The sequence below is a fragment of the Actinomadura sp. K4S16 genome (assembly GCF_008327685.1).
GTDB lineage: Bacteria > Actinomycetota > Actinomycetes > Streptosporangiales > Streptosporangiaceae > Spirillospora.
Genome location: NZ_BDDE01000016.1, coordinates 16,688 through 28,374, shown reverse-complemented (window position 1 = coordinate 28,374; position 11,687 = coordinate 16,688). Strand labels below are relative to the sequence as shown.

The 11,687-nt window shown below is 68.7% G+C and carries 12 protein-coding genes; 9 read left to right on the top strand and 3 right to left on the bottom strand.

Annotation, left to right across the window (positions count from 1 at the left end; translation table 11 throughout):
- The first annotated feature begins 133 nt into the window (after positions 1-133).
- From K4S16_RS24135 to K4S16_RS24120, 4 genes are all read left to right on the top strand, one after another.
- Positions 134-568: a hypothetical protein gene (locus tag K4S16_RS24135; protein ID WP_149261316.1), complete on the top strand. Its 435-nt coding sequence runs from the start codon at positions 134-136 to the stop codon at positions 566-568.
- Between the two features lie 239 nt (positions 569-807).
- Entirely contained in the window at positions 808-1,374 is a 567-nt protein-coding gene (locus K4S16_RS24130; protein WP_149261315.1) for a hypothetical protein, read from the top strand.
- Positions 1,371-1,967, top strand: coding sequence for a hypothetical protein (locus tag K4S16_RS24125; RefSeq protein ID WP_149261314.1), 597 nt, complete (start codon positions 1,371-1,373; stop codon positions 1,965-1,967). The genes K4S16_RS24130 and K4S16_RS24125 overlap by 4 nt, the downstream gene beginning before the upstream one ends.
- Position 1,968: 1 nt before the next feature.
- The gene (locus K4S16_RS24120; protein WP_149261313.1) at positions 1,969-2,856 is read left to right on the top strand and encodes a hypothetical protein; all 888 of its coding nucleotides are present in this window, start codon (positions 1,969-1,971) and stop codon (positions 2,854-2,856) included.
- Here K4S16_RS24120 and K4S16_RS24115 read toward each other — a convergent pair.
- Positions 2,842-3,462 carry a TetR/AcrR family transcriptional regulator gene (locus K4S16_RS24115; RefSeq protein ID WP_200842079.1) on the bottom strand — a complete coding sequence of 207 codons (621 nt, stop codon included), beginning with the start codon at positions 3,460-3,462 and terminating at the stop codon, positions 2,842-2,844. The two genes, K4S16_RS24120 and K4S16_RS24115, sit on opposite strands and share 15 nt — an antisense overlap.
- A 93-nt stretch (positions 3,463-3,555) precedes the next feature.
- Between K4S16_RS24115 and K4S16_RS24110 the strand changes: the two genes are divergently transcribed.
- From K4S16_RS24110 to K4S16_RS45160, 4 genes are all read left to right on the top strand, one after another.
- Entirely contained in the window at positions 3,556-3,939 is a 384-nt protein-coding gene (locus K4S16_RS24110) for a nuclear transport factor 2 family protein (RefSeq protein ID WP_149261312.1), read from the top strand.
- A 104-nt stretch (positions 3,940-4,043) separates the two neighbouring features.
- Entirely contained in the window at positions 4,044-4,517 is a 474-nt protein-coding gene (locus K4S16_RS24105; RefSeq protein ID WP_149261311.1) for a GNAT family N-acetyltransferase, read from the top strand.
- A gap of 134 nt (positions 4,518-4,651) precedes the next feature.
- Positions 4,652-8,257, top strand: a complete 3,606-nt coding sequence (locus tag K4S16_RS24100) for an NACHT domain-containing NTPase (RefSeq protein ID WP_149261310.1) — start codon at positions 4,652-4,654, stop codon at positions 8,255-8,257.
- Between the two features lie 202 nt (positions 8,258-8,459).
- A complete protein-coding gene (locus K4S16_RS45160; protein ID WP_200842078.1) occupies positions 8,460-8,807 on the top strand; it encodes a hypothetical protein in 348 nt (115 codons plus the stop codon).
- Between the two features lie 203 nt (positions 8,808-9,010).
- Here K4S16_RS45160 and map read toward each other — a convergent pair whose 3' ends face one another.
- Complete coding sequence (gene map / locus K4S16_RS24090; RefSeq protein WP_149261309.1) at positions 9,011-9,793, bottom strand: type I methionyl aminopeptidase; 783 nt, start codon at positions 9,791-9,793, stop codon at positions 9,011-9,013.
- Between the two features lie 65 nt (positions 9,794-9,858).
- On the opposite strand from map, the gene K4S16_RS24085 reads away from it, so the two are divergent.
- Positions 9,859-10,146 carry a helix-turn-helix domain-containing protein gene (locus tag K4S16_RS24085; RefSeq protein ID WP_149261308.1) on the top strand — a complete coding sequence of 96 codons (288 nt, stop codon included), beginning with the start codon at positions 9,859-9,861 and terminating at the stop codon, positions 10,144-10,146.
- A gap of 110 nt (positions 10,147-10,256) precedes the next feature.
- Here K4S16_RS24085 and K4S16_RS24080 read toward each other — a convergent pair whose 3' ends face one another.
- Positions 10,257-11,468 carry an amidase gene (locus tag K4S16_RS24080; protein WP_149261307.1) on the bottom strand — a complete coding sequence of 404 codons (1,212 nt, stop codon included), beginning with the start codon at positions 11,466-11,468 and terminating at the stop codon, positions 10,257-10,259.
- Positions 11,469-11,687 lie beyond the last annotated feature (219 nt).

Genomic DNA, 11,687 nt, shown 5'->3' with positions numbered 1-11,687 from the left:
CCGGAACATCGGACACCGTTCCCTCGCCGCGACCACGAAAATGCACGCCGTCACTGGAGGTTCCGCGACCGCCGTCCCATAATGAGGCCTGAATAAGGGACGTTGAACGAGCCGACAAGAGGGATGTGGCGGCATGGACCCCGCGCTGGCAGGGCTCGCCGGCGCGGCGGGGGCGGCCCTGGTGGAAGCCATGACCACCGATGTCTGGGCGACCTTCAGGACGCGCATCCTGCAGATCATCGGCCGCGGCGCCCAAGCCGCCGACGAAGGACTCGTCAGGGAACTGGAGGAGTCGGCGGGCAGGCTCACCCGGCGGCCCCCGCCAGAGCGGGCGACGCTGGAGGCGGAACAGGCGCGATGGACGGCGCTGCTGGCGGTCTTCCTGGCCGAGCACGCCGAGGCGTCGGCGGAACTCCAGGAATTCGTCACCCAGGTGCGGCGGTCACGCGCCGACACCCGCACCGGCCACGTCGTGCAGAACGTCAGGGCCGACCGGAACGCCTTCATCGCGGGCAGGGACCAGCACATATCGATGGCGATGGAGCCGCTGGACGATGACGGGCGATGAACTGGACCGTCCGGCACCCAGCCAGGACGTGTGGGCCAGACGAGACGCCTTCGTGGCGGCACGCGACATCTACGTCACCGCCCTGTTAGGCAAGACGGCGCAGGATGCCGGCGACGGCAAGGCCGCCTACCGGCGGGACCGGCCCCTCTTCGTCCAGTACACGAATCCCGAGATACTGGCGTGCTACGGAACGAAGGTCAGCGGGGAGCACGCGGGCCTCGTCCTAGCCCAGGCCCTGGATGCCACCCGGCTGGCGCTTCTCCTCACCGAGCGGCATCTCCTCGTCCCGGCCTCCTACACGCGGGGAGCGGCTGGACGGCCAAGCGTTCATCGCACGCTTCGTCGAGCGGACGCTTCCGGCCCGGCTGAACCCCGCGGAGAGCACGGCGCTCGCCTTCTTCCTCTCCCGCGCCTATCTCCGCAGTTACCTCCTCGACATGGACGCCGCCGTCCTGGTCGATCTCCCCATCGGGGACCTGACCTGCGGGCTCACCGGCATGGACGGCCGGCTGCTGCCGGCACGGCGGCTGGACACCGCCCTGCATTGGCTGAAGGCGCACGACTTCGTGCACCGCACCGCCCGCTGGGACGAACTCCTGCGGTTGAGATCGCTGCCGGAGTTCGGACTGATCGTCCAACGCGCCTATGACGAGCGCTCCGTGAACACGCTGCGGATCGCCGCGACGAAGGCCCGAAGGTACTCGGGGTTCCGGCAAGCCGGCACCTATGCCGAGGCGAGGTCGAACGTCCTCGCGGCGGCCGACGCGATGACCGATCAACAACCCGTTTGGAGAGAACGTCCATGACCATTTCCGTGTACTGCTCCGGCTCCATCGCGAAGGGGGCTTCGGACGAGAAGAAGCTCTGCTGGTCGGACGTCGAGCGACTGGAGGTCGCGAAGGGTGCCGCGCCCGCGGACGTGGTCTTCCTGAACCCCGACGACCCGATCACCGATCCGCGCAACACGCTCGGGCAGTTCGGCCGCGACATGTACCAGGTCATGGTCGCGACGGCTGTCATCGTGGACGCCCGGGAGAGGCGCGGGATCGGCATCGGCGTGGAGATGACCGCCGCCGCCCTTCTCGGCACGCCCATCATCGTGGTGGCGCCGCCGAACTCCAAGTACCGGGCCGACGAACTGGAGTACCGCGGCGTCCTGGTCCACGACTACGTCCATCCCCATGTCGCCGCCCTCGCCACCGCGGTCGCGGACGACTTCCTTTCGGCGGGAGAACTGCTCCCCCGGCTCGCATCGCAGAAGGCCTCCGAGGCGCACCACATGCCCGACTGGCTGGACGAGGCGATAACGGAGTACCGCCAGAACGTCCTGCCAGGTGACCCGCCGATGCTGGAGGCATTGGAGCGGCTGCGCGTGAAGCCGTTCGCGGGGAGCCGGTGAGGTGATAGCCGACTCGGGGAAGAGCGTCGCCGAGCCCGTCGGCGACGCCGGCCCGCGGATCTACATCGTGCGCAACGCCGCACTCGAGGACCTGCTCTTCGACCGCGGTCTGACCGGGGTCGAGTTCCGCCGGACCTGCCTTCGCATCAGCCGGCACTTCATCGCCCACCTCGCGGACGAGTTACCTCCGGACGACACCGCCGAGCTGTTGATCCTCAGCAAGGGTCTGGTCTACCAGCTCGGCGAGGCGGTGGCGGCGGAGACCGGTCGGAACCTGCCCGCCAACCTGATCGCCACCTCTCGCTCGGCGGTGTCCCAGGGCACCGCCAGGATCGAGGTGCCGTACGCGTGCTTCGAGGCGCCCGCCGGCACGCTGATCATCGGAGACACGGTCGCGTCCGGCGCCACGATCGTGGCGGCGCTGAGCCGCTACCTGGAGGCCCATCCGGTCCGGCGGGTCTTCGTCGTCTCCTATGCCGGGACGCTCCTCGGCGCCGCCAAGATCGCGGACTTCTGCTCCGAGCGCGGTATCGAGACCGCCTTCCTGTACGGACTGGCCGTGTTCGGCTTGGGCGCCAACGGCTTCGACCTGTCGTTCCTCCATCCGGAGACGATCACCCGCGACGACTACGTCCAGCGGGCGCGGGAGCTTTTCACCGGCAAGGCGGTCTCAGCGGTGGGGTGGGACTTCGGCGCCCAGTGCATGGCCCCGCGCAAGTACCGCCATTTGAGCTGGGTCGAGGCGGACGTCTGGGGACTCACGGACACCGAGGCGTTCGCGTTCACCGAAGAGCCCGAAGACTGGTCGGAACTCGCCCACGAGCGTGCGGCTTACGAGGGCGTCCTCCGATGCGCCGACTCCGGAGGGCCTCGGTCACCGGGGGCGTAGGCCGTCCAGGATGAGTTGGGCGATGCGGGCCGAGCGTTCGCGGCTGGTCTCCGCGCCGGCGTGGCGGATCGCGGCGAAAGCGCCGGCGACCAGGGCCATCACCTCGTCGGCGGTGATATCTCCGCGCACGACGCCTGCCGATTGGGCCCGGTCGAGCAGCTCTGCGACATGGCGGGTGAGGTCTGCCGCGACGTCCGGGGCGGCGGTGCGCAGGTCGAACTCGGCTGCCTCGAGCGCGCTCTTCACCGCCACGTTCTCGGCGCCGGAGGCCATCATTCGGGCCAGCAGCGTGAACACCGCCTCCGGATCGCCGGTGGCGGCGAGCGCCTCGGCCTCCTTCACCAGCCCTTCCAGCATGTCGGTCGCGACGGCGAGATACAGCTCTTCCTTGGCCGGGAAGTGCCGGTGGACGGTACCGGGGCCGACACCGGCGCGCCGAGCGATCTCGTCGAGCGAGACGCCCAGTCCTTCCGTCGCGAACAGCCGCTGAGCGGTCCGCAGGACCCGCTCGCGGTTGCGGCGCGCGTCGGCCCGCAGCTCCCGGTCGCGCCGGCGAGCCGCCGGCGGCTGGGGCTCAGGTGGCTGGCTGGACATGTCGGCCAGCATAACCGGGGCGGCACACCGTATAGTCTGTGATTAACCGGGGCGGCGCACCGCTTAGGCATGCCGCCCATGACCGGCCACAAGGAGACGAAGCCGATGACCACACGCGAGGACGCGACCGCCCTGGTGCGACGACTGCAGGAGTGCTTCAACAGCCGGCGATTCGACGAGGCCGCCGCCCTGCACATCCCTGACTTCTTCAGCCACCCTCTCGGCACCACGGGATTCGAGGCGGGCAAGGCGGCCTGGACGGCACTCGTCGCCCGCTTCCCCGACATCCGGGTCGTCGCCCGGGACATCCTGGTCGACGGCGACAGGGCGGCCGTCCGCTCGACCGTCGAGGGGCTCCCCCTGCCGAACGACGCCGCGCAGCCCGAACTGTTCGAGATCTTCCGCTTCGAGAACGGCCGCTTCGCCGAAATGCGGGGCGCCAGCACAGGCTTCCCGACCATGACCAGCCCCAAAGAGCTACTCACCTAGTGCGCTGACCGGCGCTCTCGATCGGAGTCGGACAGAGGGCCGCGACTTGCCGAGCTTGTACGATCCCGGACTGTGCGAGTTCTCGTCGTGTGCAGGTTCCCGGCATGAATGTCGACGACCGGACCCGGATCCGCTTCGCGTCGGAGGCGGATGCGGCCGAGATCGCACACATCCACCTGACCTCTCGGTCGGCGACCATGCCGTACCTGCCTCCCCCAGAGCACAGCCACGACCAGGTGGTCGCCTGGATAAGGGACGTCCTGCTCAAGCGATGCCGCGTCTGGGTAGCCGTGCGCGACACGCAGATCAACGGCTACGCGGCCCTCGACCGCGACATGCTCGAACACCTCTACCTGCGCCCGGACATGCGCCGTCAGGGCATCGGAACACTCCTGCTCGATGAGGTGAGACGGCACAGCCCCTGCGGAGTGTCCTTGCGCGTCTTCCAGCAGAACACCGAGGCCCGCGCGTTCTACGAGCACCACGGCTTCACCGTCGTCGACACCAACGACGGCGCCCGCAACATGGAGAACCTCCCCGACATGACGCTCCGCTGGCAACCGGACACCACGCCATAAGCGGACGCTCCGGCGACAATGCGGCCACGGATCGGCGACTCTTCCGGCGGACGGCGGGACGGCGCTGTTAAGTGGATTTGCTCGTCTTGTCGTCAAGCGGCCGGGGGCTGACTGCTGTGCAAAGGCTGAGGTTCGTGGGGCGCGCTCTGGTCGGGGCGTCCCTGGCGGTCGCGGCAGGCGTGGCGGTCAACCAGATCTACGACAATGGAAAGCTGAGCTGGAGCTGGGGATATCTGGCGCTGGTGTTCACGGTCCTGGGCGCGCTGGTGCAAGCGGCGCAGCAAACCCCCGTGCCCTCCCCGGAAACGGCGTCGCCTCCTCCCCGGGCGAATGGGCCGCGAAAGGGATCCCGGCGCGGCTATCTGCGGCGGATGCGCACGGCGGTCGACCAGATGGAGACCATCGGGCTGGTCACCCAGGCGGAATACGTCTTGCGGACCCGTCAGGTATACGTCGACGTGATGCTGCGGCCGCGGCCGGTGACCGAGGTCGTCACCGATACCGGCATCGGCTCGGTGCCCTCCACGGAGGCCGGGCGGCGCGCGTCGCTGGCGTCCTTCCTGGCCCCGGGGCGGGTCCTCGCGGTCCTGGGCGCCGCGGGATCCGGGAAGACGACGCTGGTCCGGCACACCGCACTGGAGATCGTGGAGCGGCGCCGACCCGGACGGCGGCAGCTTCCAGTACTGCTGTATCTGCGCGACCATGCCGAAGAGATCGCTGCCGGGGAGCCCGAAGGGCTGGCGCAGATCGCGGTGACCGCGCCCTGGCTGAACGGCGCCGTCTCGGCCGAGTGGCTGGAGGAGCGGCTGATGCGGGGCCGGTGCGTGGTCCTGCTGGACGGCCTGGACGAGGTGGCCGACTCGGAGGCCCGAAGCCGTGTGGTGCAGTGGATTGAGGCCCAGATCAGCCGCTACCCGGCCAGCGCCTTCGTGGTGACGTCCCGCCCAGCCGGATATGACGCCAACCGCCTGTCCCGCGCCGATGTCCTCCAGGTGCAGCGGTTCACCAGTCGGCAGATCCGCGACTTCCTGCACTCCTGGTATCAGGCCATCGAGCACCGCTCCCGGGAGGGCGATCCCAGGGAGATCGACCGCATCGCCTCGCGAGCCGCCGACGACCTCTTCCGGCGCCTCAGCAGCGCCCCCACTCTCTCCGACCTGGCCGCGAACCCGCTGCTGCTCACCATGATCGCGAACGTGCACCGGTACCGCGGCAGCCTGCCGGGCAGCCGGGTCGCGCTCTACGAGGAGGTGTGCCAGGTCCTCCTCCATCGCCGCCAGGAGGCCAAGAACCTCCGCGACACCGATGCGGACCGCCTGAGCGGGGAGAAGAAGGAGCGCATCGTCCAGGAGTTGGCCTGGTACATGATGCGGCGCGAACTGCGCGACATCCCGGCCGAGGAAGCCGAACGCGCCATCCGCACCGTCCTGGAGCGGACCGCGCCGGACATCACTCCTGCGGCCTTCCTCCTCCACGTCAAGCGCAGCGGTCTGCTCTTGGAGCACCAGTACGGCCGGTACGGTTTCGCGCACCTCACCTTGCAGGAGTACCTGGCCTCCATGCTGGTGCCCGCGCACGCGTCCCGCCGCCAACTCCTCATCGACAACGTCGGCAACCCCTGGTGGCGGGAGGTCACACTCCTCTGGGCCGCCCGTGCCGACGCCAGCCCCGTCGTCGAGGCATGTCTGGCGGATCTAACGGTCACCGCCCTCAATCTCGCCTATGCCTGCGCGGACGAGGCCCGCGAACTCGATCCCGTTCTGCGTACTTGGCTCGATCAGCTTCTGCGGGCCGGGGCCCAGGATGACGACGCGAGGTGGCTGCTGGACGGAGTCATAGCGGCGCGAGCCCTCCAGGACACCCATGCCCTGGACGACGGCACCCGCGTCTGCACTCACCCCGTGTCAAACGACCTCTGGACGCGCTGCCTCCCCTACATCGCAAGCCGACACCTGTCGGCCGACGTGTCCGATGGCCTCTGGACCCGGGACATCAAGGACTTCCTCGCCTGGCTCAACGGCCTGTTCGGCGACGGCACCGGCTATCGCCTGCCCACGCCGGCCGAGGCGCGCCAGATCCTCGACCGGGACCTGTTCACCAGAAGAACCGGGAGCATGGCCAAGGTGATCCTCTACGCCGCGGACCAGGACTGGGCCGACGACCACGGTCAGGTGCGCCTCGTTCCCTTCTCGCCGACCGTCTCTCCCCACCGGCCTTCTTTGCAGCAACGCGACGGCTACGCGGCCCGCATACTCCGGCACACCCACGTCCTCTTCCGGCTTCGCGCTTTCGATCCGCCGACCGCGTTCTCCGACCTGCTGGCCTTCGGGGCGCCCCGCGACCTCGACCGGCCCGAGGACCGGTTGCTGCACGCCCTCGACCTCGCCTTCCAACTCAGCATCGCCAGTGAAGCGGTCCTCGCCCCCCTGCGCGAACGCGCCTTGGAGTACGCCGTAGACCTCGGCTTCGAGGACCTGCCCGACCGGGCGGACGATCTCGATCTCGACCGCCTCCGCGACCAGGCCCTCCGCTACGCCGAGAGGGTCGGCGGGGAACTCGGCCATGATCTCGGCCCCCGGCTCCAGCGGATCTCCGCCCACCGGGAGTTCGGCCCCGAAGATCCGGCCGATGTTCTGTTCGATGTCCTTCACCAGTTCCGCGACAACGCTCGCCACGCCCCGCTCGCACCAGCCCTCGACCGCCCTCAGGAGCACATCCGCGGCAGCGGGGCCGACCGCGAGCAGCTTCTGGGAGCCCTCGACCGTGCCCTCAGCGATGCACTTGAGCGCGACCTGGCCGACGCCCGCCACCTCGCAGGCGCCCTCACGGACCTGGCCGACAACCGTCCCGCCTCCGACATCGCACGCATGACCGTCAGGAGGATCGACGTGGCGCTCGGCCGCAGACCCGGCTCCGCGCACGGCGGCCCTGACGCCGCATCCGCATACAGGGGCCTCCTACGCAACGCGAGCATTGATCGCGTCCTTGTCATCGACCGCTTCATCGGCCTCATCGTCGGCCTCATCGTCGAAACAACCGGAGCACTCGGCGGTATCGCCTCCGACGCCGATGACGAGTCGGCCCGCGACAAAGCCCGTGACCTCTACTTCGCACTGCGCTGCGCCCGGCACCATGCACTCGCCCTCGCCTTGGCCAAGGCCCATCCCCCCAGAGAGGAACTGAACCTCGCGTGGGGCTTGAGCTTGGCGCGACTCGTCTTCACCGGCGACCTGGGGAGGCTGGACATGAACGCTGTGATCGGCACAGCCTGGGCCTGCGCCCGTTTGGAGCGCTCGTTCCTGGAATCACGATGGAGGTACGCCCAGCGTTCTCCGGGCCGCCGGAGCAGGGCGTCGACCGTGGAGGAGTACCTCCGCGAAGAACTGCGTGCCGCCGTCAGCGACTCACCCGCCCATGACCCGGAAATGGCGCTGGAGGCCGCCTTGCACCGCGCCGACGCGACCAACATGGAAGAGGTCGGAAATCTGATCAGGAACGCGGCACGGCTGACCGCGCCGCTGTGGGATCGGAGCCGCCCGGTCAGGGAAGGCGACCTGGTCCTGGCGGTCACCTCGCTCTTGGCGGCGAGGATCGCCGCCAAGGAAGGAGGTTCGGACGGGGAACTGGCCAACCACCTGTCCGCCGCCCTCACAGCACTCATCGCATTGACGCCGGATCCGGGCCCTCCGCCCACAGACCCAGCGCCCTTGGACAAGCTCCTGGTCCTGGTAAGAGCCTGAGACGGAGCACCGTTCGGGCACGTCCACTCCGGCGAGAGCCTGCGCAGCAACGGCACGCCCGGCTCGGCGCCACCGAGCACCTCTGGCGCGGCTTCGAGGTTCCGGGGGTTGTACGCGTTTACCCGGATGCCCGGCCCTACCAGCGTCGATTACCTTATGCACTTGAAATACCACCGAGAGTGAGAATCTTGGGAGGGCCGGAATGGGCCGCCTCATCCTCAGCAAGATCACCGCAACGGCCGCAGCGGCGGCCGCACTCGCGGCCGCGACGGCCTCCGTTGCGGCGCTGACCGCTCTTCCCGCCCACGCTGCCGCGACCAAGGCCACCGAGAAGGCCGGCAAGAGGATCGTCTGCTCGACCTACCGGTCCTCGGACGGCAAGCGCATCGGCGTCGGGTGCGACGCGGGCCGCTACTACGTCGTCGGAACGGCTTGCGGTCCGGGCCACTGCACCACCATCGGCGGGTCCATCGTGGACGCTCCCGCGATCTCGTGGGCCTACGCGGGCAGCGGCTACTTCGGCGGCGACATCCGCGCGGTCTTCGTCTGACCCGCAATCGAGAGGTGTCCGTGTGAGCCGCGCCCCGGGGACGCACAACCGTCCGCATCGGCGGGTTGCAGCGTCCCCGACCGGGCCTGCACGTAGCCCGGGCGGGATGTGAAGCGGATCATGCGGAGCCTTGCGCGGGGCACGGCGGCATTGACCGAGCCACGGGAGTCGCTAGGAGCGCAAGGGCAGGCGCGGCTTCGACCTCACGGGCGCGTGTGCTTCGGCAGGGTGAGGATTTCGGCGCCGTTCTCGGTGATGGCGATAGTGTGCTCGCTGTGGGCCGTGCGGCAGCCGGTCGCGCTTCGGAGGGTCCAGCCGTCGGCGTCGGTGACGAGTTCGGCGGTGTCGGCCATGACCCACGGCTCCAGTGCGAGGAGCAGGCCGGGGCGCAGTTTGTAGCCGCGGCCGGGGCGGCCGGTGTTGGAGACGTGCGGGTCCTGGTGCATCGTCGATCCGATGCCGTGGCCTCCGAACTCGGTGTTGATCGAGTAGCCCGCCTCGCGGAGGACCGAGCCGATGGCGTGGGAGATGTCGCCGGTGCGAGCCCCGGGCCCGGCGGCGGCTATCCCCGCCTTCAAGGCGCGCTCGGTCGCGTTGATCAGCGCGACGCTCTCCGGGGGCTTTGACTCGCCCACGACGAAGCTGATGGCGGAGTCCGCGGCGACGCCTCCCAGGGAGACGGCGAGGTCGAGGCTCAGCAGGTCCCCGTCGGCAAGCGTGTAGTCGTACGGCAGCCCGTGAAGGACGGCGTCGTTGACGGACGTGCAGATGTAATGGCCGAACGGCCCACGGCCGAAGGACGGCTCGTAGTCGACGTAGCAGGACTCCGCTCCCGCTTCGAGGATCATCGCCTTGGTCCACTGGTCGATGTCCAGGAGGTTCGTGCCGACCGCGGTACGGCTCTTCACCGTCTGCAGGATGTCGGCGACCAGGGCGCCCGTGTCCTTGGCTCGGGCCACTTCGCTGGGGTTCAGGATCTCGATCATGCGGCGCCCATCTCACGTCACCAATAACTATACCGGTCATACTATACCGGTACTAGAATCGGAACATGGTCAGGTTGCCGCTCACCCCCGCGGAGCTCGAACGCGGGCAGCGCCTCGGCGCCCTCCTGCGTCGAGCCAGGGGAGAGCGCTCGATTCTCGACACCGCGCTCGACGCATGCGTCTCCCCGGAGACGCTCCGGAAGATCGAGACGGGCCGTGTGGCCACCCCCGCCTTCTCGACCATCGCGGCGATCGCCCAGGTCCTCGGCCTCTCCCTCGACGAGGTGTGGGCCGAGATCAGCCGACCCGAGCGTGATGTCGAACCGACCATCACCGGTCGCAATACAGCGTAAGCGGGCGGCCTCTCAGAGGCTCGCTTCCCGCGGCCGAGTCGGGGACGTCGGCGGGCGAGGAGGCGCGGGCGCGTCTCTCCGCCTCGACGCCTCCGGTCACCGTGACCGCATCAGATCGAGTGCCGCACGAGAGCCGAACTGGGCCGACCTTCCGGGCGGGTCGGCTGTGCCCGTTTCGGCCAGGGATTCAGGCGTTCAAGGTCGGCGACCAACCGCAGGAGAGTACCTTCCTCGCCGTGTCGTGCGACGGCCTGCAGCCCCACTGGAGTGCCGTCGGCGGCCCGGCCGGCGGGGATGCTGATGGCAGGGTGTCCACTGATGTTGAACGCCCAGGTCAGACCGACCGACATTGTGCTGCCAGGGCCTTGGTGCCCATGTGGAGGCCCCGGTGTCGTTGGCGTGAACAGCACATCGACATCGTTGAAGAGCTCTTGCAGCCTCGCGTTGTTGACTCGCCGGACGGTTTCGGCATCGGCAAGGCCATCGCCGACGCCACGGATCGCAATCCAGGCAGGTTCGGGGTCGAGCAGATCGGCTGTGGCCCGATGCCATCTCACATGGCCCGCGCCGACCAGGTGAGCAGCGGCCGCCCAAGCGATCTCCGCCTGCTCGGAGTCGACATCGGCATACCCCAGATTCGCGGACCAGGTGGCTGCGAGAACCTTGCCACTGGCGACTCCGATCGCTTCCTCCTCCAGAAGGACGGACATGTGCAGCGCGGCGTCCCTAGCCGAACGGACGATCGCACCGGGAACGTTGAGTCCCGCAGAATCGCGGGCCGGGAGTCGCCCGTTGGTGGATTTGAGCCCGATGGCACCGCACCATGCGGCAGGGATGCGAGTGGATCCGGCACCGTCACTGGCAGTGGCCAGCGGTACGACCCCCGCCATCACCGCCGCTGCGGAACCCGCTGAGGAGCCGCCCGGCGTCCGGTCTGAACACCAAGGGTTGACCGTCGGGCCGCGCTCCGTAAACCCCCAGGTCTGCCACTCGGTCGTCGATTTCGGTACGGAAGTGAGGCCGATGACGACACAGCCTTCCCGCCTCAGCCGAATCGTCTGGAAATCATCCAGCCCATCCCATGCCTTGACCCCGATGGGCACTCCGGCCAACCGCAACCGCGCCCCCTGTGCCACAACGCGGTCAATCTCTTTCGCATCCGCCAGCGCTTGCGCGGTGAAATCTTGCCGGAACGCCCGCAGCGTCGGTTCAGTGGCCCGCTCTCGTGCGAGCGCCGCTTGCATGACCTCGACCGCCGAGACGTCCCTTCCTGTCACCAGTTCAGCAATGGCGACGGCATCCAACTCCGAATACGCCTCCACCGCGATCTTCCTCGCTAGAATTCCCAGCCGAGCTCAGCAAGCGCGGCGGGGACAGGCTTCAGTTCAACGCCACCGAACAGTCGGGCACCTCGGTGTCACCCCGAGCAGATGCTGCTCTTTCTGGGAGCCATGAAATCTTTCGCCGTCCCATTTCGGGTCAACCCGTACGAATGTCTCGTCACCGGCATTCTCATAATGCGAGAAAGGACATCCGGTGGG